Below are 21,975 nucleotides of genomic sequence, written 5' to 3'. Positions count from 1 at the left end.
AAAATGGTGGAGCGGAGCCTTCAGAGGAAGTCAGCGATTACATCGGCGATCCGCTCGCCAGCCCGCCCGTCCCACAGCGGGGGTGTACGCGGAGCTCGCTGCTTCCGGTCGAGTGCCGCCCGCACCGATACCGCCAAGCCGGCCCGGTCTACCAGCTGGTTCGTGCCATGGGTGATTGTTACGGGTCGTTCCGTGTCGGGCCGCAGGGTCAGGCACGGGATGCCGAGCACCGTGGTCTCCTCCTGGACGCCACCGGAGTCCGTGATTACCGCGGCTGCGCCCCGCACCAGGCTGAGGAACTCCACGTAGCCCATCGGATCCACCACCCGCACCCGGGGATGGTCGAACATGCCCGACGCCGCGAGGCTGGCCCGTCCCCGAGGGTGCACCGGCATGACGACCGGCAGCAGGTCGGCTGAGGCATGTACCGCCTTCGCGAGTTCAGCGGCATCGCCAGCATCGTCCACGTTGCTTGGACGGTGCAGCGTTGCGACGAGGTATTGCTCAGGCAGCCGCAGTGCCGCGCGGATTCGGACCGCGTCTAACCGGTCGAGGTTGACCATTAGAGTGTCGATCATCGGGTTGCCGACGAAGTGAATCCGGTCGGCGGCCACACCCTCGCTCGCGAGGTGCGCCACCGCGTCCGGGCTGGTGGCGAAGAGTATCTCCGCCAGCCGGTCGGTCACCAGGCGATTGATCTCCTCCGGCATGGCCCGGTTGAAGCTGCGTAGGCCGGCCTCGACATGCGCGAAGGGGATTCGTAGCTTGGCGGCGACGAGTGCCGCCGCCAGAGTGGAGTTGACGTCTCCGTAGACCACGACGAGACGGGGCTGCTCCTGCGACAAAAGGCTCTCGAGGCCGGCCATGATGGTTCCGGTCTGGACGGCGTGACTGCCCGAGCCCACACCAAGATTGACGTCCGGCTCTGGCAGGCCGAGCTGTCGGAAGAAGACGTCGCACATCTGCTCGTCGTAGTGCTGGCCGGTGTGAACCAACCGCTGGTCGACGCCGTGCTCCCGCAGGGCGCGGACGACCGGTGCGGCCTTCGGGAAGTTCGGCCGCGCGCCGGTGACGTGCAGGACCTGAACGGACATGCAGATCTCCTCGGTGTTGGTGCCGTCAGGCGCCGATCAGACGCTTCTGCAGCGGCAGTGTCTCGATCTCCCAGACAAACTCCGTCCGACCGACTTCGTGACAGTGCTCAGCATGGGCACGGACGGCCGGGATGTCGGCGGCCAACCGGATCAGCAGGTCCCGGATTGGGGCGACCTCCACGGGAATGGTCCAGCCCAGCCGGTGGCGCTCGACCAGCGCGCGGTTCTCGGCGAGGTTCCCGGCGATTACCGGCCGGCCGGCCACCACACCCTCGAAGATCTTGTTCGAGAGCGAATCGTTGGCCGCATCGATTGCCTCGTACAGCGCGGTACCGATGTGCGAGCGCTGGTAGCAGGTAGGCACCTCGTCGGTGGCGCAGGCCTCCTCCAGGGCAATGTAACCACCGGCCTCTGCGGCGTCGATCCGATCGCGTAGCAACTGCCGGTACTCCCTGCCCGCCGGTCCGGTGATGGTGAGTCGCACCGGCGCGCCGGCCGCCCGGGCGGCGACCACGGCGTCGATCAGCACCTCGATGCCCCGCCCCGGGTAGAGGCTGCCGACGCAGGCGAGGCGCAGATCGGCGCCTGACGGCGGCGATGTGTAGCGCGGCGCGAAAGAGGCTAGGGGCACGTTCCGGACCACAAGCACGTCCTTGACGCCGAGCTCGCGAAACCGGTCGGCGTGACTGTCGCAGACCGCCACTACGGTGAACTTGTGTCGACGCGCGGCGCGGCGGAGCATCCACGGTTCGACCCGGGAGAACCACGTGGCCAGCGAGCCCTTGGTGCGTACGCCGCCGGGCAATTCGCGGCTGCTGATGATCACTTCGCTGCCCCAGCGGCGGCGGTGAGCGATGCCGAGCCAGAACAAGGCGATTTGGCCGACGAAGATCGTCCGGGCCGGGGTGGCGAGGACCCGTCGGCGCAGCCGCCAGATCGCTGGTAGATACCTGAGTAGGTTCCGGACGGAGGCGGTGAGGTTCCGCCGGTCGTCGATCTCTCGAACCGGCAGATTCTCCACGTCGACGCCGTCGATGCAGGATCGGCCCGGGGTGTCGCTCATGCCCAGCCGGCCCACTCGGGCCAGAGTGACCGCGCGAACCTCGCCCGGCCTGCCGGGCGCGACGGTGGCCGCGATCTTCCGGGTCCTGGTGGAGTGGCGGTATGGCACCAGGTCGCACAGCAGCACGGTGGTTCGGGTGGGTGTTGTCATCGTGATTTCTAATCCTGTCAGGGGGTTACGGCAGTTCAACGCCGTTGGCGCCGGCGCGCCCGGTTCGTTCAGCGACTGCCAGGGGGTTAACGAGATACCACCGAACAGGTCACGCAACGTGATGTCTCGGGTGCTCATGGCATCCGAACTTCGAGTGGGCGGATAAACGTCAGGTAACCACCTGGAGTGGCAATTTGACCGGATTTACCGTTCCTCCATGCGCCCCTGGCTCGTTGCCCGAGTGGAGGCAGGTGGCCCGAGCTCGTGTGGCCTGGCCGTTACCGCCGCACCGACGAACGGAGCTTCAGTGACTTCATCGACCACCGGACGCCGCGTGCTCATCACCGGCGGTACGGGTTCCTTCGGCCAGACCATGGTTCGCCGGCTCCTCGCACGCGGCGTCGGCGAGGTGCGCGTGCTCAGCCGCGACGAGGCCAAGCAGGACGCGATGCGACGGCTGCTCGGCGACGAGCGGGTCCGCTACCACGTCGGGGACATCCGGGACTACGACTCGGTGCTCAAGGCCAGCCGAGGCATCGACTACATCTTCCACGCCGCCGCGCTCAAGCAGGTGCCGTCGTGCGAGTTCTTTCCCCTTGAGGCGGTACGGACGAACGTGCTGGGCAGCAGCAATGTCGTCGAGGCCGCCGAGCGTAACGGTGTCGGCTCGGTGGTGGTGCTCAGCACCGACAAGGCCGTCTACCCGGTCAACGCGATGGGCATGAGTAAGGCGATGATGGAGAAGGTCGCCCAGGCGCACGCCCGGAACAACCCGACCAGCGCCACCACGGTCTCCTGCGTCCGATACGGCAACGTCATGTACTCGCGTGGGTCGGTGATCCCGCTCTTCATCGAGCAGATCAAGGCGGGCCGGGCGCCTACCGTGACCGACCCGGGAATGACCCGGTTCGTCATGTCGTTGGCCGACTCGGTCGAGCTGGTCGAGCACGCCTTCCAGAACGCCCGGCCCGGTGACATCTTCATTCGCAAGGCTGCGGCGTGCACTGTCGGTGACCTGGCCGAGGCGGTGTGTCAACTCTTCGACGTGCCCGCCAAGCTCGATGTGATCGGCATACGGCACGGCGAGAAGCAGGCCGAGACGCTGGCCAGCCGTGAGGAACTCGTCCAGGCCGAGGACTTCGGGGACTTTCTCCGGGTGCCGCTGGACGGTCGTGATCTCAACTACGCGCTCTACGTCTCCGAGGGCGAGTTCGGTGCCGGGCTGACCGAGGACTTCAACTCGTCGAACGCGCCGCAGCTCGGCGTACCCGAGCTTGTCGAGTTGCTGAAGACGCTGCCCGAGGTGCGCGCGGAGTTGGCGCTGAGGGACCCGGTGTTGGCGTGCTGAAGCTTGCCGTCACCGGCGGCGGAGGCTTTCTCGGCTGGCACGTCCGGGTGCTGCTGCGCGTGCTCCGCTGGCCGGAGCCGACCGTGCTCAGCCGCGCCGACCTGGCCGACCCCGGCGTGATCGCGGCGAAGGTCGCCGGCCACGACCGCCTGCTGCACCTGGCCGGCGTCAACCGGGGAGAGCCGGCCGAGGTCGCCGCCGGCAACGTCCAGCTCGCCACCCAGCTCGCCGATGGGCTCAAGCACTGCGCGAACCCGCCGGCGCGGGTGGTCTACGCCAATTCGGTGCAGGCCGGCAACGGCACGCCGTACGGCGACGCCAAGGCCGCTGCCGCGCGGGTGCTGGCGGACACCGGCGTTGACCTCGACGACGTGTTGCTGCCGAACCTGTACGGCGAGCACGGACGGCCGTACTACAACTCGGCGGTGGCGACCTTCTGCCGGTTGCTCGCCGAGGGTGGGTGGCCCGAGGTGCACGCCGATCGTGAGCTGAGCCTGGTGCACGTCACCGACGCTGCCGCCCGGCTCATCGGGGTGCCCAACGGTGGATCGTGGGATCCGGCCATGCCGGCGCTGCGTATCGGCGTCCAGGCTCTGGCGGACCGGCTCACCGGGATGGCCGCGACGTACCGGACCGGGGAGATCCCGTCCCTGCTGAGCCGGCACGACGTGCGGCTGTTCAACACGTACCGGTCGCACTGCTTCCCGGCGCACTACCCGATGGCGCTGCCCCGGCGAGCCGACGCCCGCGGCGAACTGGTCGAGACGGTCAAGGCGCACGGAGGGGCAGGGCAGTCGTTCTGCTCCACTACCCGGCCCGGCATCACCCGGGGAGAACACTTCCACCTGGCAAAGGTGGAGCGGTTCGTGGTGCTGCGCGGCTCGGCCGAGATCAGCCTGCGCCGGGTCGGCGACTCCGAGGTGCTGCGGTTCCCGGTGAGCGGCGCCGAGCCAGCCCTCATCGACATGCCCACCATGTGGGTGCACAAGCTGGTGAACACCGGTGCGGACGAACTGGTGACGATGTTCTGGACCAACGAGCTCTTCGACCCGGACCGGCCGGACACCTGGGCGGAGCCGGTGGAGGCGGCCCGGTCGGCGCCACTGGTGGCAGCAGCGAGAGGACGGGCATGACCCGGATCATGACTGTGGTCGGCACCCGACCCGAGATCATCAGGCTCTCCCGGGTGATCGCTCGACTCGACGACACGGTGGATCACACGCTGGTGCACACCGGGCAGAACTGGGACAGCAACCTGTCGGACGTGTTCTTCAAGGAATTGCGCCTGCGGGAGCCGGACCGCTTTCTCCGCGTTGATACCTCATCGCTGGGGCGGGTCCTCGGTGGAGTGCTCGTTGGCATGGAGGCAGCGATCGCCGAGGAGCGACCTGACGCGTTGCTGGTGCTCGGTGACACCAACAGCTGCATCGCCGCGCTGATGGCCCGCCGGATGCGGGTGCCGGTCTACCACATGGAGGCCGGCAACCGGTGCTTCGACCTGAACGTGCCGGAGGAGACGAACCGACGCCTGGTCGACCACGTGGCCGACTTCAACCTCGTCTACACCGAACACGCCCGGCGCAACCTGCTCGCCGAGGGCCTGCACCCACGCCGCATCCTGCACACCGGCTCGCCCATGCGGGAGGTGCTGGAGCACTACCGGACGCCGATCGCCAGCTCGAACATCCTGCGTCAACTGGAACTCGCCCAGGGCCGCTACTTCCTGGTGAGCGCGCACCGGGAGGAGAACGTGGACCGCCCCGAGCGGCTCCAGCGGCTGCTGGACTGCCTGGTCGCGGTTCGCGACCGGTGGGGTTTCCCGGTGCTGGTCTCCACCCACCCGCGCACCCGTAAGCGGCTGGAGGCGCTGGCCCCGGATGCCACCGCACTGGACGGCATCGCCTTCCACGACCCGTTCGGCTTGCTGGACTACGTGCATTTGCAGACGAAGGCGTTCTGCACCCTGTCGGACAGCGGGACGATCAGCGAGGAGGCCGCCGTCCTCGGCTTCCCCGCGGTGACGCTGCGCGAGTCGATCGAACGCCCTGAGGCGCTCGACGCCGGCGGCATCATCATGACCGGCCTCGACCCGCAGGGCGTGGTCGAGGCGGTCGAGGTGATGGTGGCGCAGGTCGCCGCGCAAGGTGTGCCCTGCCCGGTCGACTACCAGGTGCCCGACACCTCCCGACGGGTAGTGGATTTCATCCTCTCCACCGTGCGCCGGCACCACGACTGGGCGGGCATTCGCCGCTGATCAGCTGGGCACCAGGGCTGGCGATCACGAACCCGTGATCGCCAGCCCTGGTCTCTGTGCGTCCGGACCCTGCTGGAGTTCTGGCCCCCGGCCGCGCGCACGGGATGCGCCGTGACAGAGGGGCACCCTCCCCGGGTGAACGGAACGGGGTGACGCCGCGCGGCGTCACCCCGTTCGTCGCCGCCGCAGCGGCGGGTTCGATCAGATCAGTGCGACTGCAGGGGTACGCCCCGCGGGCCCTTCACCACCGGACCGACCGGCTGGGCGCAGAGCAGTGCGAGATGCTCGACGATCTTCGCCGCGTCGTCGTACGGGTCCAGCCCGCTGACCTCCATCGGGTCGAGCGGCGGCACGGCCACGTGGGACACCAGGGGATGGAACGGTCGGGTGTCGACTTCACCAATCCCGAGCAGGTCCTCGTGCAGCTTCTCGCCGGGCCGCAGGCCGGTGTAGACGATGGGCACGGAGCTGGCGGCCTGCTCGGCCATCTGACGCGCCAGGTCGACGATCCGGACCGGTTCGCCCATGTCGAGCACCAGTGCCTCGCCGTCACGGCCGATCTCGGCGGCCTGAAGCACCAGGTGGACGGCCTCCTGAACGGTCATCAGATAGCGGGTGACGTCCGGGTGGGTGACGGTCAGCGGCTTTCCGGCCTCGATCTGCCGCTGGAAGGCCGTCACCACCGAGCCGCGGCTGCTCAGCACGTTGCCGAAGCGAACGCTGAGGAACGTACCCGGGAACCGGGACGCGGCGTGCGTGGTCAACTGTTCGGTGATGCGCTTCGAGTAGCCAAGGACGCTGATCGGGTTGGCTGCCTTGTCGGTGGAGATGTTGACGAACTTCGCCACATCCTGGCAGGCGTCCAGCACCGACAGGGTGCCCCAGACGTTCGTCTTGACCGCCTCGCCCGGGTGTCGCTGCAGCAGGGTCAGGTGCTTGAGCGCCGCCGCGTGGAAGATGACCTCCGGTCGGCGCTCCCGGATGATCCGCCGAATACCCTCGTCGTCCCGCAGGTCGGCGAGGATCAGCTCGGGGCCGTCCAACATGGCCCGGCCGGCGAGCGACATCTGGAGGCTGTGCAGGGCCGACTCGTCCCGGTCCAACATCATCAGTTCACCCGGGTTGGCCTTCATCACCTGGCGGCAGAGTTCGGAGCCGATCGACCCGCCGGCGCCGGTGACGAGGATCCGCCGCCCGGTCAGGCTGTTGGTGCTCAGCGGCAGGTCACCGACCACCTGACGGCGGCCGAGCAGGTCGTCGATCTGCACGTCCCGGACGTCGGTGACGGTGATCCGGTGGTCGACCAGGTCCCGCACCGGGGGCAGCACCTTGAAGACCGCGCCGGCCTCAAGGGTGGCCTCGCGGATCTGGCGGATCAGCGCGGCGTCCGCGTTGGCCACCGAGAAGATGACGGCGGTGGCGCCGGTACGCCGGACCGAGGCGGCAACATCGAGCCGTCCACCCAGCACACGCACCCCGCCGATGCGCAGGTCACGCTTGTCGGGGTCGTCGTCGAGCGCGCCGACCGGTAGGTACCGGCCGCGCGGGTCGCTGAGCATGGCGCGGAGCAACCCCTGACCCGCGTCACCCATCCCGAACAGCAGCACCGGCGTTGACGACCTGACATTCGGGCGCATGGCGAGGTCGCGTCGGTGCCGGTACATGAACCGGGTGCCGAGCATGAGCAGCAGCGCGAGTGCGCCGCCGACCACCGGGGTGCTCGCCGGAACTGGCCGGTCGCCGGACGGCAGCAGCCCGAGCAGCAGGATGGCCGCCGTGGTGATGGTGGTGCCGGCGACGCCCTGGACCTCCTGAAGGCTGCCCAGCGGGTGCCGTCCGGAGTAGAGCCGGCGCAACGCCGCCACCGCCACGTGCAGGATCGCCGCAGCCAGTCCGACCGCTGCGGCCCGGCCGAGCTGGCCCGGAGGGAGCTGGAACTCGAACCGGGTCCACGCGGCCGCTACCAGACCGCCGACCCAGGCGATGGTGTCGGCCGCGAGAAATCCGATGGCGCGCCGGCGGGCCCTGGCCCGCCGGGTGCGCTGGTCCGGCCGCTCCGTGTGCTCCGTGTCCTGGGGCATGTACTGGCTCCCTGTCCCGTCTTCCGACTACTTCCGCCGCCCGGCAGAAGGAGCTTTGTGCTCCTTGTCCTTGTTACAGGGCTAAGCGGCTCTGTAGGCCGTTTTCGGGTTATCTGAGCCGAAGGTCCGGCTATCCTGTTGGCCGCCCAGTGAGCCTGGCCGCTGTCGCGGTCAGAGCTGCCGCCGTCCGGTTTCGCCCACGGGTTCCGCCGGGTGAGTTGCCGGGTTCGGTGGCGCCACCGGCGCGGTGGTCACCGATCGGCCGGGACGTGGTCCCGGACCGCCTTCTCCAGGTGCCGGGCGAGGGCAACGCTGCCGACCCGCTCCGAGAGCCGTTCCAGGTAGAACTGCCGGCCGCTGCGGCCCAGCTCTTCACGTTTCTCGGCGCCCAACTCGTACATTCGACGGATCGCGTCGGCCAGGGCGTAGGGGTCGCCGGGTGGAGCGACGAACCCGGCGCCGGACTCGTCGACGAGTCGGGCCGCGTCACCCGCCAGGGCAGCGACGATGGGACGGCCGCACGCGAGGGTGCTCTGCACCTTGCTGGGCATGACCGAGCGGAGGAAGGGCTGGTCGCGCAGGGAGATCAACTGGACGTCCCCAAGTGGCATCAGCTCGACCATCCGCTCGAGCGGCTGCTGGCCGAGGAAGACCACCCGGCCGGGTGCGTACCGCGCGGCCGATTCGCGTAGCCGGCGCTCTTCCACGCCGCTGCCGGCGAACACGAGCGTCAGGTCCGGGATGTCGGCGAGATGCTCCAGTGCGTCGACGGCGACATCGAGCCCCTGGAGGTTTCCCATGCTGCCCGCGTACATGACGACGAAGCCCTGCAGTCCGAGGGCGGCCGCCATCTGCGGATCGGGCTTTCTCGGGCGGAAGACCCGCTCGTCGACCCAGTTGTAGACAACGGACAGTTTGTCTCGCGGGACTCCGCGGCTGTTCAGGATGTCGGCCATGCCCGGGGTGATGACGGCCACCGACGACGCGTTCCGATGCGCCGAGTCGCAGAACCGGGTGAGCAATCGGACTATCAGGTCGGTGCGACGGCCAGGGCGGACGTAGTCGCTCTCCGCCAGGGTGTCCGGCCAGAGATCCTCCATGAGGATCACGTACGGGCGTCCGTGCAGCCAACGGGCCATCATCGCGGGCAGCGCGACAGTCGCCGGCGAGGAGTAGACCAGCCACACGTCGACTTTGCGGAGCAGGTCCAGCCGGGCCGCCGCCGAGGCCGCGAAGCTGAGATAGTTGGCGGCCCTTCTGACTGCTGACCGGTCGTGGCTGGGTACCAGCGGCACCCGGTGCACCGAGACTCCGTTCATCTTCTCGAACCGGTACGGACGGATCCGGTACCCCGGAGCCAGCTGGCCGGACGGATAGTTCGGGAAGCCGGTGAGCACGTGCACCTCGTGCCCAAGTGCGACGAGCGACCGACTGATGATCCCCGGCAGAACGGCAGAGCCACCCTCGGGGTCGTACCACTGCGTGATGATCCCGATTCTCACCGCGATGTCACCGCAGCTGGAGCAGCCAAGGAACCGATCAGGCCAGCCGAGCCCGACACGAGGGCGAGAGTCATGGAGAACCTTTCTGTTGAAGCGGATCTACTTCGTCAGATACCGGTTGGCCGCGTCCGCTCCGCTGGCGTCGTGCGGTTGCGAGTCACCTGTTCTCGGTCGAGCGAGGGCCTCGGCGCTCGATGACGAGGCGGGTGCCGGCCCGGTCCCGGAGTTCCTCAGCCGCTCCCATGCCTCGGGGCGCAGCTGGGGCGCCAGCCCTTGGTCGGCGAGCCAGCCCGGCGTCTGCCGCTTACCGAACAGGAGCATCTCCACGCGACGGGCATGCGCGTTGGCGTTCAGACTCGTCCGCCCGTACGCGGTGAAGCAGCGCGTCGCGTACCGCGCCACCCGTGGTGGGAGGTGCAGTGGCTCGCGACCGCCGAGAAGGCGGAGCAGGAGCCCGGTCGTCATGCCGTTGTAAGGCTGGAGAACGATGGGCGGCACTGGTCCGTTGAGGAGCCCGAGATGGGTGATCGCTGCGGCGACATCGTCGATGAGAACCTGGGGCGTTGGTGCGGTGCCGTCCCCGGCGACGCAGCTCGCGCGCGACTGTGCGAGCCGGATAAGCGCGCGGGTGTTCGGCCGATCCACGTCGTGCACCCAGGTCGACCGGTAGATGACCGCATCGATGCAGTCCTCACGCTGAAGCAGGCGTTCACCCATCGCCTTCGAGCGAGAGTACGGCGAGAAGGGCATCGTCAGCGATGTTTCGTCGAGCTCCATCGCGCCCTGCGCCGCCGCGGAACTGACGTGGACCAGACGCCTGGCGTTGACCAGAGCACTGGCTCGGGCGACCAGGGTGGGTAGCAGCGAGTTTCCGCCGTACAACTCCGCGCTGTCCGGGGCGGACCCGTTCGGTAGCCCGGCCGTGTTGATCACGATCTGGGCGCCGTCGAGCTGTGCGGCGAGTGCGTCGACGACATCCTCGTGGAGACCTGCCGGCACCGAATCGGTACGGAGAGCCTGGGTGAGCGGCCACGACAAGCGCGGCGTGGCGACGGGCTGGACCTTGACGCCTCTGTTGCGCAACTCGGCGACGACCGCTCGGCCGACGAAGCCGCTGCTGCCGAGCACCGCGACCTTGTTGATCGGCCGGCTCCCCGAGTGGCCGGCAAGGTCACCGGCTCGTTGAGCTGACAGTTCTGGCATGGATCGTCCTTCCTTCCGACGAAGGCTGGCGCCGCTGGGCGGCCAGCCACGCGGGGGCAGCGAGGTAGGCGGCGAGGATCGCGACGGCCGTGGCGTCCAGTGCGGCACGGGCGATTGGCCCGCTGAAGGACGCGGCAACCAGGCAGCCGGCCACGGCCGCCGAAGCGACGGCCGTCGCCACGGTGACCCGCTGATGTGACCATCCGCCGTCGGTCAGCCGTTGGTAGGCATGGTGGCGGTGCGGGCGATGCCAGGCCTCGCCGTTGCGGATACGGCACAGGAGCGTCCAGCCCGTGTCGGCGAGATAGAGGGCGAGTGGCGCCGCGGCTGCCTCCGGCGGGGTGCCGCGAACGACGGCGTAAGCGGCAATCGTGGCGAGCGCGCCGCCGAGGGCGTACGACCCGACATCACCGAGAAAGACCTTCGCGACCCAGGCGTTCCAGGGCAGGAATGTCAGGGATGCGGCGGCGATCAGACTGCCGGCCGCGGTCAGCAGCGGAAGGTCCGTGAGCACTCCGAGCACGGCGTACACCATTCCGCCGAGGATCGCGTGCATGGCCGAGATGCCGTTGATGCCGTCCATGAAGTTGAAGGCGTTCACATACGAGGTCAGCCAAGCCGCCAGGGCGAATACCAGAAACGCGTGGACGTACCACGCCTGCCCAACGGGCACCAGGACCAGGGCCGTGCCCACGCCGGCGACCAACTGCAGAAGCAGTCGGCTGCGGATCGGGACACCCCGGAGATCCTCCAGGAGCCCGATCGCCGCGAAGAAGAGCAGCGGTACGGCGATGGATCGGGCGTGCTCGTTCAGGAGAAGTGCGAGGCCTGCCGCCGCGGCGACTCCCACGCCGCCGCCGCGCGGGATCGGTGTGCTGTGCGAGGACCGCTCCGACGGTATGTCGAGAACTGCGGCCGCTCTCAGCAGGTGAAGGATCACTGGCTGCAACAGGGAGCCGACGACGAGGGCGAGCACGACTCCGCCAGCGAGCGGAACACTCAGCATGGCGTGGTTCCTGACGAAAAGAAGTGAGGATCCTCTTGAATATGTACGAGATTCACCACTTGAGCCTTTGGGTTGAACCGGTCATAGATGGATGAATCAATCATAGGAGGTCGCTACTATGGACAAACGACTGTTGCCGGTATTCGGTGTGGAGCACGCAGCTGAAACCGCTCGCGGTGCCGCCGAAGACACCCGGGCAGCCGGTGCGGGCGCTGACCTCGTCAGTCACCCTGCCGGCTGCGGCGGACGTGACGGTGGCCGCCTACCGCGTCTGGGACGAGGTGGTCGGCCTGCTCACGCTCGTGGTGCGGCGGGTCTGGTGGTGGAGCCTGGTCAGGCCCCGTCGTTCAGCAGCCGGGTGAGCAACGTCCGCAACGGGATCGACTCACCGTCGCGGCCACCCGCCCCGACCACCAACGGCGCCGGGCTGGGCTGCGGGTCGACGCCGAAAAGCCGAGCCCGCAGACCGCCCGGCACGGTCAGCAGGTGGAACCGGCCATCCACGTCCACCGCCCGGGTCTCGGCCCGGTCGACGTACCAGCCGGTCAGCCTGGTCCGGTAGCGCCCGCGCCCGTCGTATCCCCGGGCGACCAGCCGGGTGGTGCGTAGCCCTCGCTGGGTCGCCTCGGCCACGAACCAGGCCACCAGCTTCGCCGCCTCGGCCTGCTCGGCGGCCCGCTGCCGCGCGGCCGCGTCGGCGTGCGCCCGCACCGCCTGCCGCTGCCGATCCCGCCACTCCCGGCCGTCGCCCTCACCCACGACGCCGACGGTACGCGACCCGACTCAGTCGAGTACGGCCCGCAGGGTGCGCCGCGCGGTCAGACGACCGTCGCGGACCAGCAGGTTGCCCGGCATCAGGTCGAAGTGGATCCACCTGTCGGCGGGATCGTCCCGGCGCACGTGCCGGCACCGGTCCCACACCCGCCCCCAACCCCACCAGCACGCGAGCCGGTTTCATCCTCGCGCTGCACTGGTCGCTTCCGCCGCCGGATCGCTCCGGCCGCCCTTTGGAGCTGAATCGTTGGCGACATCAACCCGCGATTCGTTTACGGCATCAGCTCCAAAGGGCCGGCCACCCCGCCGTCGGCCCCCGGGCCACCCGGCCCCGCGATCGAGGGCCGAGGGGCCGAGGGGCCGAGGGCCGAGGGGCCGAGTGGGCTGATCGGTCAGGCCAGCCCGGCGCGGCGCAGGGCCTCGGCCATCGCGTCGTTGGCCGGCGCCGGCCCGCTGCCGCGACCCTGCTGACCGCCGCGTCGGCCCTGGCTGCCGCGCTGGTCCTGGCCGCCGCGCTGGTCCTGCGAACCACGTCCGCCCGGCTGCCCGCCGCGACCGCCCTGCGGTCCGCGCTGCGCCGGGCCGCCGCGTCCCTCCTGGCTCGTCCGACCACCACCACCGGCGGTGGCCGGCTCGTCCTCCAGGCGCAGGGTCAGCGAGATGCGCTTGCGGGGTACGTCCACGTCGAGCACCCGGACCTTGACCACGTCACCGGACTTCACCACCTCGCGGGGGTCCTTCACGAAGGTCCGCGACATGGCCGATACGTGCACCAGCCCGTCCTGGTGCACCCCGACGTCGACGAACGCACCGAACGCGGCCACGTTGGTGACCACGCCCTCGAGCACCATGCCCGGCGTCAGGTCGCCGATCTTCTCCACGCCCTCCACGAAGGTGGCGGTGCGGAACTCCGGCCGTGGGTCCCGGCCCGGCTTCTCCAACTCGGCGAGGATGTCGGTGACGGTGGGCAGGCCGAACCGATCGTCGACGAAGTCGGTGGCCCGCAGCCCTCGCAGGATGCCGCTCCTGCCGATCACCGAGCGCAGGTCCTGACCGGTGCTGGAGAGGATTCGGCGCACCACCGGGTACGCCTCCGGGTGCACGCTCGACGAATCCAGCGGGTCGTCGCCGTCCGGGATGCGCAGGAAGCCGGCGCACTGCTCGAACGCCTTCGGCCCGAGCCGGGCCACCTTCTTCAGCTCGGTACGCGACCGGAACGGCCCGTTGGCGTCCCGGTGCAGCACGATGTTCTCCGCGAGCCCGGCCCCGATTCCGGAGACCCGGGTCAACAGCGGCGCGGAGGCGGTGTTGACGTCCACCCCGACGGCGTTGACGCAGTCCTCCACGACTGCGTCCAGCGACCGGGACAGCTTCACCTCGGAGAGGTCGTGCTGGTACTGGCCGACCCCGATCGAGCGCGGGTCGATCTTGACCAGTTCGGCGAGGGGGTCCTGGAGGCGGCGGGCGATGGAGACCGCGCCGCGCAGCGACACGTCCATCCCGGGCAGCTCCTGCGAGGCGTACGCGGACGCGGAGTAGACCGAGGCGCCCGCCTCGGAAACCATCACCTTGGTCAGGTTGAGCTGCGGATGCCGCTTGATCAGGTCGCCGGCCAGCTTGTCGGTCTCCCGCGAGGCGGTGCCGTTGCCGATCGCGATCAACTCCACCCCGTGCGCCCCGGCCAACCGGGCCAGGGTCTCGATCGAGGCGTCCCACTGCCGACGTGGCTCGTGCGGGTAGATCGTGTCGGTGGCGAGCACCTTGCCGGTGGCGTCCACCACGGCCACCTTCACACCGGTCCGCAGGCCCGGGTCCAGACCCATCGTGGGCCGGGTACCGGCTGGCGCGGCCAGCAGCAGGTCACGCAGGTTGGTGGCGAAGACCCGTACCGCCTCCTCCTCGGCCGCCTGCCACAGCCGCATCCGCAGGTCCGCGCCGAGGTGGATGAGGATCCGGGTACGCCACGCCCAGCGCACGGTGTCGGCCAGCCAGCGGTCGGCCGGGCGACCGGCGTCGGACACCCCGAACCGGCCAGCGATGGCCGCCTCGTACCGGGTCGGGCCGGTCGGTACGGCGTCCGCCTCGCCGGCCTCCTCCGGTTCCATGGTCAGGTCGAGCACGCCCTCCTTCTCGCCCCGGAACATGGCCAGGATCCGGTGCGAGGGCAACTTCGGGTACGGCTCGGAGAAGTCGAAGTAGTCGGCGAACTTGGCGCCGGCGGTCTCCTGGCCGTCGCGTACCCGGGAAGCCAGGCGGCCCCGCGACCACATCTGCTCGCGCAGCGTGCCGATGAGGTCGGCGTCTTCCGCGAAGGTCTCGATGAGGATGGCCCGCGCGCCCTCCAGCGCGGCGGCGGCGTCGGCGACGCCCCTGTCCTCGTCGACGAACCCGGCGGCGGTGGCCCGTGGGTCCTGGGTGGGGTCGGCCAGCAGCGACTCGGCCAGCGGGGCCAACCCGGCCTCACGGGCGATCTGCGCCCGGGTCCGTCGCTTGGGCTTGTACGGCAGGTAGATGTCCTCCAGGCGGGACTTCGAGTCGGCGGCCATGATCTGCGCTTCCAGGGCCTCGTCGAGCTTGCCCTGGGTGCGGATCGACTCCAGCACCGCGGCCCGTCGTTCGTCCAGCTCGCGCAGGTAGCGCAGTCGCTCCTCCAGGGTGCGCAGCTGGGTGTCGTCGAGCAGGCCGGTGGCCTCCTTGCGGTAGCGGGCGATGAACGGCACGGTGGCGCCGCCGTCGAGCAGCTCCACGGCCGCCCGCACCTGACGCTCGGCCACGCCGAGCTCGTCGGCGATCCGCTGATGAACAGACTGGGTCACGATCTCGATCCGCCTTCGGGAGTGGGTACCGTCTGCATTCTGCCGGGCGGCCCCGGTCGCTGTCGCCGCGCCCGGCCGGGGCGGAGGACCGAACCGGCGCGCCCGGCCGGGTGACCCGGCGGCGGTCCCGCCCGGCCTGCGCTAGCGTGGCGATCATGGAAACACCTGCGGAGCCGCGCGCCCGGCGGCTCTTCGGCGGCAGCGCCCGGGCCCTCGGCGATCTGACGGCCAACCCGTTCCGCGCCGACCGGGACCGGATCGTCGGCTCGCCGTTCTTCGCCCGCCTCGGCGGTGTCACGCAGGTCATCAGCCCGGTCGGCTCCGGGCTGCTGGTGCACAACCGGCTCACCCACAGCCTCAAGGTCGCCCAGGTGGCTCGGGCGATCGCCGAGCGGCTGACGGCCGATGACCGGTGGCGTGACCTGCTGGACAAGCTTGGTGGCCTCGACCCCGACGTGGTGGAGGCCGCGGCGCTCGCCCACGACCTCGGCCACCCGCCGTTCGGGCACCTGGGGGAGCGGGTGCTGGACCGGCTGGCCCGCCAGCGCCTCGGCCTGGCCGACGGTTTCGAGGGCAACGCCCAGTCGTACCGGATCGTCACCAGCACCGAGATCCGCGGCGCGGCCACCACCGGGCTGGACCTGACCGCCGCGGTCCGCGCGGCGATGCTGAAGTACCCGTGGACCCGGCTGGACCACCCCGACCCGCACCCGCGCACGATGGACCCGCCGCCGCGCGGGGCCACCCCGCCACCGGACGACCCGGAGAGCGGTTCGTCGAAGTTCGGCGCGTACCGGACCGAGCTGGACGACCTGCGTCAGGCTCGGGAGCCGTTCGCCAGCCGCATCCCGGACTGGCAGCAGACCGTGGAGGCGTCGGTGATGGACACCGCCGACGACATCGCGTACGCCATCCACGACGTGGAGGACTTCTACCGGGTAGGTGTGCTCCAACAGGGGTCGGTGTCCGCCGAGTTGATGGCGTGGCAGCGCGAGAGTGGGCACTTCCGGGCGATCACCGACGCGGCGTTGGCCACGGCGGCGCGGCGACCCGGGGCGGCGATCGAACGGTTGCGTCGACAACTGCACCGCAAGGACGCCTGGATCGCCGACGACGACGCGTTCGCCGCCGCCGTCGAGCACGTCCGGGAGGAGCTGGTCGACGGGCTGCTGGCGATGCCGTTCGACGGCTCGATCGAGGCCGAGCAGTACGTGGCGCGGTTCTCCGCCCGTTGGTCCACCCGCTTCGTCGAGGCGATCACCGTGACCGACCAGCCGTCGGTGCGTTCCGGGTACGTGCTGCTGGGCTGCGCGCAGTGGCACGAGGTGCAGGTGCTCAAGTTCGTCCACCACCGGTTCGTGCTGGCCCGCCCGGATCTCGCCCTGCACCAGCGCGGCCAGGCCCGGCTGCTGGGCACCCTGGTCGAGGCCCTCTGGGAGTGGCTGCTCGACTCGGAGGAGGAGTCCCGGCTGCCCCGCCGACTGCACGACCTGGTCGAGTTGGCCGAGGCCGAGCTGCACCCGCGGATCCCGGACCGGATCGGCCGCGCCCGGGGGCGGGCCATCGTGGACTTCGTCGCGCAGCTCACCGACGGGCAGGCGGTGGCCATGCTGGACGCGCTCTCCGGCCGCTCCGGCGCCCTCTGGACCGACGCCTTCGTGCTCTGACCCAAGCTGAGCTGAAAGGAAGGGCCCCTTATTAACGCCAGGCGTTAATAAGGGGCCCTTCCTTTCAGCTCAGGCGACCGACTGCCACCAGCCGTCGACGGCGGGCGGCTCGTCGACCACCACCCGCTCGCCGGGGCGGGGCACGGCGAGGCGTACGTCGCGGGCCTTCGCCTCGGCCCACAGCCGGTCGACCGGCTCGGACCAGTCGTGCAGGGCCAGGTTGAACGTCGCCCAGTGCACCGGGACGAACAGCCCGCCGCGCAGGTCGACGTGGGCGTCGACCGCCTCCTCGGGGAACATGTGGATGGTCGGCCAGGCCCGGTCGTACGCGCCGATCTGCATCAGCGTCACGTCGAACGGCCCGTGCTCGGCGCCGATCGCCGCGTACCCGTCGAAGTAACCCGAGTCGCCGGTGTAGAAGACCTTGCGGCGGGCCCCGGCCACCACCCAGGAGCTCCAGAGCGTGCCGTCGCGGCGCAGCCCCCGGCCGGAGAAGTGCTGGGCGGCGGTCGCGGTGATCTCCAACCCGGCGACCCGGTGCGACTCGGACCAGTCCAGCTCGATGATCCGCTCGGCGGGTACGCCCCAGCGGTCCAGGTGCGCCCCCACCCCGAGCGGGACCAGGAACGGTGCGGACTGCCCGGCGAGCAGCGCCCGCACGGTGGGCATGTCGAGGTGGTCGTAGTGGTCGTGCGAGATCAGGATGGCGTCCAGCGGGGGCAGTTCGTCGATGCCCACCGGTGGTTCGTGCAGCCGGCGAGGACCCACCAGCCCGGAGGGGGAGCACCGCTCGCTCCACACCGGGTCGAGCAGCACCCGCCGGCCCTCGATCTCGATCAGCGTCGAAGCGTGGCCGTACCAGACGATGTTCAGCTCGTCGGCGGTGTCGACGTTGTGCGGTGCGCTGGGGCGCAGCAGCGGCACGGATGTGGTCGGGCGCCGCTTCTGCTTGCCGAAGATCAGCTCGCGGAGCAGGTTGCGGCCCGGCTCGGCGACCATCGTGCGGGTGCCGGCCTGGTTGTGGAAGGTGCCGTCGCGAAACTGGGGCGAGCGGGCCGCGCGTTCGGCCCGGGCCCCGCTGAGCCGGCCGCCGAGCGCCGCCGGCACATCCCGGGCAACCCAGGCCAGGCCGGCCAGCGCCGCCAGCCCGGCCGCCCCCCGCATCCGCCGCCCGAGCGACCGTTCGACATCCGTGCTCTGCGCTCGTGCCATTGCCGTCCCTCCGACGTGTCCGCCCTACACGGTAGTCACCCGGACCGACCCGTGCCCCGGCGGTCGCCAGGCCGGGTCGGTCGCGCCAACGGCGACCGACCCGGAATCGCGGTCAGCCGCCGTTACTGGGCCGCCGGGCGGTGATCCGGAACGTCCTGCCCACGCCCGCGATCCGGTCCACCGCGGCCAGGAACTTGGGGCCCATGGCTGCCCGGGCCTGCACCGCCGGGTGGGTGGCGCCGAAGTCCTCCGGGTTGGCCTGCCCGTCCGCGAAGAGCGCGTAGGTGAGCACCGCCGCACCGGAGCGGTCGAAGATCACGCCGGCCTCGTGCCGGGCGTCGGCGAACCAGCCGGCCTTGGTGGCGATCCGGGCCCGCTCGTCCGAGGACATGGTGCGCCGGATGCCGTCGGTGAACGCCACCGGCGAACGCAGGAGGCCCAACAGGTACGTGGTCGAGGCGGGGGAGAGCAGCGTGCCGGCGACCAGGGCGCGCAGCAGGTCGTGCGTCTCCCGGGGGGTGCTGGTGCCGAGGAAGAACCGGTTCGGGTTGGCCACCGGCTGGACCTGGGTGTTCGGGAAACCCTTGGCGACCAGGATGGAGTTGATCTCGGCGGCCGGCGCGACCAGACCGCACAGCCGTACCGCCGTGTCGTCCGAGACGGTCAGCAGGTTGGCCAGCACGTGCCCGAGAGTCACCAGGCTGGGGTACGCCCCGTCCAGGCTGAAGATGCCGTCACCGCCGGGCACGACGATCGCCGCGCTCACCTCGACCTGCTGGTCCAGGGTGAGCAGCCCCCGGTCGACCTTGTCCAGCACCGCCGTCGCGACGGCGATCTTGTTGACGCTGTACGCCTCGATCCGTCGGTCCGCGTCAGCCTCCACCGCGACCACCGGCGTACCGGCCGGGTCGGCGACGCTGACGTACGCCTGCCAGTTGCCGCCGGCCTCGGCACTGTGCTTGCTGAAGACGGTGGCGACCCGACGGGCGGCCCGAGCGGGGGTTGTCGGTGCGGCCTCGGTGGCCTCGGCGGCGCTCGCCGGGGCGGCAGCGCCCAGCACCGTGCCGGCGGTGGCCACCGTGCCCAACCCGAGTGCCGTCCTACGGTTCAGTCGCATGGTCAATCGTCTCCCCCATCGTGGTGCGCCAGAGCGCTTGCTGGCCCACCACCCTAGGCGAGTTGATCGATGCACGATGCCCCCGAACACAGTCCCGAACAGTTCCGAACAGGTCAGCCGAACCGTCGACGCAGCACGGCGCCGACCGGACCGGACACGTGGCGGACGAGCTGCCGCAGGTCAGGCAGGTGTCCGCCGCGGACCGCCTCTCCGGCCGGGTTGGGGGCGAAGACACTACCGTCGTGCGCGGCGACCGACCGTCCACTCAGGCCGGCCAGTCGCATCAACGGGCCGACGAGGACGTCGTAGACCCCCGGCAGGACGGTGAAGCCGGCCCGCAGCACCACGTTGAGCCGGCCCACGGAGACCTCCCGGCGGGGCCGGTCCACACAGTCCACGATGGCCCGGGCCACCCGCTGCGGGCTGGCGACCAGCGGCGGAGGTCGCCCGACCCAACCCAGATAGTTGGCCGCCTGCTGGTACACGGGAGTGTCCACGCTGCCCGGATTGACCAGACACAGCCGGATCTCCGGGCTGTCGCGCAGCTCCTGCTGCACCGTCCGGACCAGACCCTGCAACCCCCACTTGCTCGCCACGTACGCGCTCATGTACGGCGCGGTGACATGCCCGAGCAGCGAGCCGGTGAGGATCACCGTGCCCGCCCCGGTCGCCCGGAAGTGCCGCAGCGCCACCCGTACCGAGCCGGCGGTGCCGAGCAGGTCGGTGCGCACCACCTGGTCGAAGACCCGCCCGGGCAGCTCGTCGAAGCGACCGTAGGCCATCACCGCCGCCGTGTGCACCCACACGTCGACGCGACCGAAGCGGTCCAGTGCCGCGTCGGCGAGCGCGTCCAACGCGCCCGGCTCGGTGACGTCGGTCGGCACGGTCAGTACGTCGACGGCGGCGCACTCCCCGCGTACCTCGGCCAGGGTCGTGGCGGCGCGGGCGGCCAGGACGAGGCGGTCGCCGCGCTCGGCGAACGCCCGGGCCGTCGCCCGGCCGATCCCGCTGGTCGCGCCGACGACCACCACCACCTGACTCACGGCACCGGCTGTATTCGTGACTGCGGGGCTCGCAACCCCGGCTCACTCCTCGCACTCATGGTTCGAGCACGACCTTGATGCAGCCGTCCTCCTTCTTCTGGAACATCTCGTACGCCTGCGGCGCCCGGGCCAGCGGCAGCCGATGGGTACGCAGGTCCTCGACGCCCAGCGGATCATCGTCGCGGGCCAGCAGCGGCAGGATCTCGTCGGTCCACCGGCGAACGTGGCACTGCCCCATCCGCAGTTGGATGCCCCGGTCGAACATCTCCATCAGCGGCATCGGGTCCGCCTCGCCGCCGTACACGCCGGAGACCGACACGGTGCCACCGCGGCGGACCCCCTTGACCGCGGCATGCAGAACGGACAGCCGGTCCATGCCGACCCGGTCGGTCATCGTCTGGGCCAGCTTGTCCGGCAGCAGCCCGACGGCGGCGTGGGCCAGTTTGCCGCCCGGCGAACCGTGCGCCTCCATCCCGACCGCGTCGATCACCGCGTCCGGGCCGCGCCCGTCCACCAGGTCGATCAGCGCGCCCGGCACGTCGGACAACTCGCGGACGTCGAGCACCTCGATGCCGTGCCGACGAGCCAACTCCAGCCGCTCCGGCACCAGGTCCAACCCGATCACCCGGCCCGCCCCGAGGTGACGACCGATGCGTGCGCAGAACTGCCCGACCGGGCCCAACCCGAAGACGGCCAGGGTGCCCCCGGGCGGGGTGTCGGCGTACTTCACCGCCTGCCAGGCGGTCGGCAGGATGTCGGACAGGTACAGGTAGCGCTCGTCCGCGCCGGTCTCCGGAATCTTGATCGGCCCGAACTGGGCCTGCGGCACGCGCAGGTACTCGGCCTGCCCGCCCGGCACCGACCCGTACAGCGACGTGTAACCGAACAGGGCCGCACCCTTACCCTCGCCGGTGACCTGGGTGGTCTCGCACTGGGCGAAGAGCTGACGCCGGCACATCCAGCAGCTCCCGCAGGAGATGTTGAACGGCACCACCACCCGGTCGCCGGGCTCGAGCCCGGTCACCTCCGACCCGACCTCCTCGACGATGCCCATCGGCTCGTGGCCCAGCACGTCACCAGGCTTCAGGTACGGCCCGAGCACCTCGTACAGATGCAGATCGGAGCCGCAGATCGCGGTCGACGTGATCTTCACGATCGCGTCGGTCGGCGCCTCGATCCGAGGGTCCGGCACCTCCTCGACCCGTACGTCCCGCTTGCCCTGCCAGGTCAGTGCCTTCATGTCCCTCATCCCTTCTCACCGCCGTCTCGAAAGACTGCTACCCGGGCTCGGGCACTTGAACCGGCCGCCCGTCCCTGGCCTGTCTCAAGGGCTTGCCGCAGCTTCAGCGGTGGGTTGCGGTGAGGGCTGGGGCGCTGAGGGGCTGGGGGCTGGGGGCTGGGGTGACCGTCCCCAGGGTCTTGGCGGTCAGGCTCATCCCTACGCCGGTGACGGTTGGGCCGTCTCTGCCGAGATTGAGTTGATCCACTCGCGTTCCTTGAAGTCGCGGCATCCGAGGCCGGCGGTTTCAAGCGGCTGTTGCAACCAGGTGTTTGTGGAGTACCTCGGCTGGATTCTGCCAGTCGAGAGTTTGGCGTGGTCGTCCGTTGAGTTCGCGGGCGACCGCGTCGAGGTCGTCCTGGGTCC

At 70.3% G+C, this 21,975-nt stretch carries 17 protein-coding genes and 1 pseudogene; 5 read left to right on the top strand and 13 right to left on the bottom strand.

Annotation, left to right across the window (positions count from 1 at the left end; all coding sequences use genetic code 11):
• Window positions 1–20: 20 nt before the first annotated feature.
• Together wecB (ABGB10_RS22460) and ABGB10_RS22455 are read right to left on the bottom strand one after the other, a co-directional pair.
• Window positions 21–1,094, bottom strand: a complete 1,074-nt coding sequence (gene wecB, locus ABGB10_RS22460; RefSeq protein WP_347662866.1) for a UDP-N-acetylglucosamine 2-epimerase (non-hydrolyzing) — start codon at window positions 1,092–1,094, stop codon at window positions 21–23.
• A 25-nt stretch (window positions 1,095–1,119) separates the two neighbouring features.
• A complete protein-coding gene (locus tag ABGB10_RS22455; RefSeq protein WP_347662865.1) occupies window positions 1,120–2,424 on the bottom strand; it encodes a glycosyltransferase in 1,305 nt (434 codons plus the stop codon).
• A 190-nt stretch (window positions 2,425–2,614) separates the two neighbouring features.
• On the opposite strand from ABGB10_RS22455, the gene ABGB10_RS22450 reads away from it, so the two are divergent.
• Genes ABGB10_RS22450 through wecB (ABGB10_RS22440) form a run of 3 tightly spaced genes read left to right on the top strand, consistent with a single transcriptional unit; the run spans window position 2,615 to window position 5,909 of the window.
• Window positions 2,615–3,655 carry an SDR family NAD(P)-dependent oxidoreductase gene (locus ABGB10_RS22450; protein ID WP_347662864.1) on the top strand — a complete coding sequence of 347 codons (1,041 nt, stop codon included), beginning with the start codon at window positions 2,615–2,617 and terminating at the stop codon, window positions 3,653–3,655.
• The gene (locus tag ABGB10_RS22445) at window positions 3,649–4,788 is read left to right on the top strand and encodes a capsular biosynthesis protein (protein ID WP_347662863.1); all 1,140 of its coding nucleotides are present in this window, start codon (window positions 3,649–3,651) and stop codon (window positions 4,786–4,788) included. Before ABGB10_RS22450 ends, ABGB10_RS22445 begins: the two co-directional genes overlap by 7 nt.
• Complete coding sequence (gene wecB, locus ABGB10_RS22440; RefSeq protein WP_347662862.1) at window positions 4,785–5,909, top strand: UDP-N-acetylglucosamine 2-epimerase (non-hydrolyzing); 1,125 nt, start codon at window positions 4,785–4,787, stop codon at window positions 5,907–5,909. Before ABGB10_RS22445 ends, wecB (ABGB10_RS22440) begins: the two co-directional genes overlap by 4 nt.
• 206 nt (window positions 5,910–6,115) lie before the next feature.
• Here the strand turns inward: wecB (ABGB10_RS22440) and ABGB10_RS22435 are convergent, their stop codons facing one another.
• The 4 genes from ABGB10_RS22435 to ABGB10_RS22420 form a co-directional block, all read right to left on the bottom strand.
• Window positions 6,116–7,990 carry a nucleoside-diphosphate sugar epimerase/dehydratase gene (locus ABGB10_RS22435; protein ID WP_347662861.1) on the bottom strand — a complete coding sequence of 625 codons (1,875 nt, stop codon included), beginning with the start codon at window positions 7,988–7,990 and terminating at the stop codon, window positions 6,116–6,118.
• A gap of 251 nt (window positions 7,991–8,241) precedes the next feature.
• A complete protein-coding gene (locus ABGB10_RS22430) occupies window positions 8,242–9,492 on the bottom strand; it encodes a glycosyltransferase family 4 protein (protein WP_347662860.1) in 1,251 nt (416 codons plus the stop codon).
• A 99-nt stretch (window positions 9,493–9,591) separates the two neighbouring features.
• The gene (locus ABGB10_RS22425; protein WP_347662859.1) at window positions 9,592–10,695 is read right to left on the bottom strand and encodes an NAD-dependent epimerase/dehydratase family protein; all 1,104 of its coding nucleotides are present in this window, start codon (window positions 10,693–10,695) and stop codon (window positions 9,592–9,594) included.
• Window positions 10,664–11,671 carry a hypothetical protein gene (locus ABGB10_RS22420; RefSeq protein WP_347662858.1) on the bottom strand — a complete coding sequence of 336 codons (1,008 nt, stop codon included), beginning with the start codon at window positions 11,669–11,671 and terminating at the stop codon, window positions 10,664–10,666. Before ABGB10_RS22420 ends, ABGB10_RS22425 begins: the two co-directional genes overlap by 32 nt.
• Before the next feature lie 176 nt (window positions 11,672–11,847).
• Between ABGB10_RS22420 and ABGB10_RS22415 the strand changes: the two genes are divergently transcribed.
• Window positions 11,848–12,063: a hypothetical protein gene (locus tag ABGB10_RS22415; protein ID WP_347662857.1), complete on the top strand. Its 216-nt coding sequence runs from the start codon at window positions 11,848–11,850 to the stop codon at window positions 12,061–12,063.
• On the opposite strand, the gene ABGB10_RS22410 is transcribed toward ABGB10_RS22415, so the two are convergent.
• Together ABGB10_RS22410 and ABGB10_RS22405 are read right to left on the bottom strand one after the other, a co-directional pair.
• A complete protein-coding gene (locus ABGB10_RS22410) occupies window positions 12,035–12,460 on the bottom strand; it encodes a hypothetical protein (RefSeq protein ID WP_347662856.1) in 426 nt (141 codons plus the stop codon). The genes ABGB10_RS22415 and ABGB10_RS22410 overlap by 29 nt on opposite strands.
• Window positions 12,461–12,867: 407 nt before the next feature.
• The gene (locus tag ABGB10_RS22405; protein WP_347662855.1) at window positions 12,868–15,291 is read right to left on the bottom strand and encodes a Tex family protein; all 2,424 of its coding nucleotides are present in this window, start codon (window positions 15,289–15,291) and stop codon (window positions 12,868–12,870) included.
• Window positions 15,292–15,446: 155 nt separating this feature from the next.
• On the opposite strand from ABGB10_RS22405, the gene dgt reads away from it, so the two are divergent.
• Window positions 15,447–16,958, top strand: a complete 1,512-nt coding sequence (dgt, locus tag ABGB10_RS22400) for a dGTP triphosphohydrolase (protein WP_347662854.1) — start codon at window positions 15,447–15,449, stop codon at window positions 16,956–16,958.
• A 69-nt stretch (window positions 16,959–17,027) separates the two neighbouring features.
• On the opposite strand, the gene ABGB10_RS22395 is transcribed toward dgt, so the two are convergent.
• From ABGB10_RS22395 to ABGB10_RS22375, 5 genes and pseudogenes are all read right to left on the bottom strand, one after another.
• Window positions 17,028–18,170, bottom strand: a complete 1,143-nt coding sequence (locus ABGB10_RS22395; RefSeq protein WP_347662853.1) for an MBL fold metallo-hydrolase — start codon at window positions 18,168–18,170, stop codon at window positions 17,028–17,030.
• A gap of 112 nt (window positions 18,171–18,282) precedes the next feature.
• Window positions 18,283–19,287 (bottom strand): serine hydrolase, encoded by a 1,005-nt coding sequence (locus ABGB10_RS22390; protein WP_347662852.1) that lies wholly within the window; start codon window positions 19,285–19,287, stop codon window positions 18,283–18,285.
• A 113-nt stretch (window positions 19,288–19,400) separates the two neighbouring features.
• The gene (locus ABGB10_RS22385; protein WP_347662851.1) at window positions 19,401–20,330 is read right to left on the bottom strand and encodes an SDR family NAD(P)-dependent oxidoreductase; all 930 of its coding nucleotides are present in this window, start codon (window positions 20,328–20,330) and stop codon (window positions 19,401–19,403) included.
• A gap of 55 nt (window positions 20,331–20,385) precedes the next feature.
• Window positions 20,386–21,570 (bottom strand): zinc-dependent alcohol dehydrogenase, encoded by a 1,185-nt coding sequence (locus ABGB10_RS22380; protein WP_347662850.1) that lies wholly within the window; start codon window positions 21,568–21,570, stop codon window positions 20,386–20,388.
• A 286-nt stretch (window positions 21,571–21,856) separates the two neighbouring features.
• Window positions 21,857–21,975, bottom strand: a pseudogene (locus tag ABGB10_RS22375) (IS30 family transposase); the annotation flags it as partial.

The sequence above is a fragment of the Micromonospora sp. B9E7 genome, from assembly GCF_039871815.1.
Lineage (GTDB): Bacteria > Actinomycetota > Actinomycetes > Mycobacteriales > Micromonosporaceae > Micromonospora.
This window is presented reverse-complemented; position numbering and strand designations above follow the sequence as displayed.

What these genes read in the sequence shown, in the direction of transcription:
- ABGB10_RS22380 (WP_347662850.1), bottom strand. Translation starts at nt 21,570, where the DNA reads ATGAAGGCACTGACCTGGCAGGGCAAGCGGGACGTACGGGTCGAGGAG.
- ABGB10_RS22395 (WP_347662853.1), bottom strand. Translation starts at nt 18,170, where the DNA reads ATGGCACGAGCGCAGAGCACGGATGTCGAACGGTCGCTCGGGCGGCGG.
- wecB (WP_347662862.1), top strand. Translation starts at nt 4,785, where the DNA reads ATGACCCGGATCATGACTGTGGTCGGCACCCGACCCGAGATCATCAGG.
- dgt (WP_347662854.1), top strand. Translation starts at nt 15,447, where the DNA reads ATGGAAACACCTGCGGAGCCGCGCGCCCGGCGGCTCTTCGGCGGCAGC.
- ABGB10_RS22435 (WP_347662861.1), bottom strand. Translation starts at nt 7,990, where the DNA reads ATGCCCCAGGACACGGAGCACACGGAGCGGCCGGACCAGCGCACCCGG.
- ABGB10_RS22425 (WP_347662859.1), bottom strand. Translation starts at nt 10,695, where the DNA reads ATGCCAGAACTGTCAGCTCAACGAGCCGGTGACCTTGCCGGCCACTCG.
- ABGB10_RS22390 (WP_347662852.1), bottom strand. Translation starts at nt 19,287, where the DNA reads ATGCGACTGAACCGTAGGACGGCACTCGGGTTGGGCACGGTGGCCACC.
- wecB (WP_347662866.1), bottom strand. Translation starts at nt 1,094, where the DNA reads ATGTCCGTTCAGGTCCTGCACGTCACCGGCGCGCGGCCGAACTTCCCG.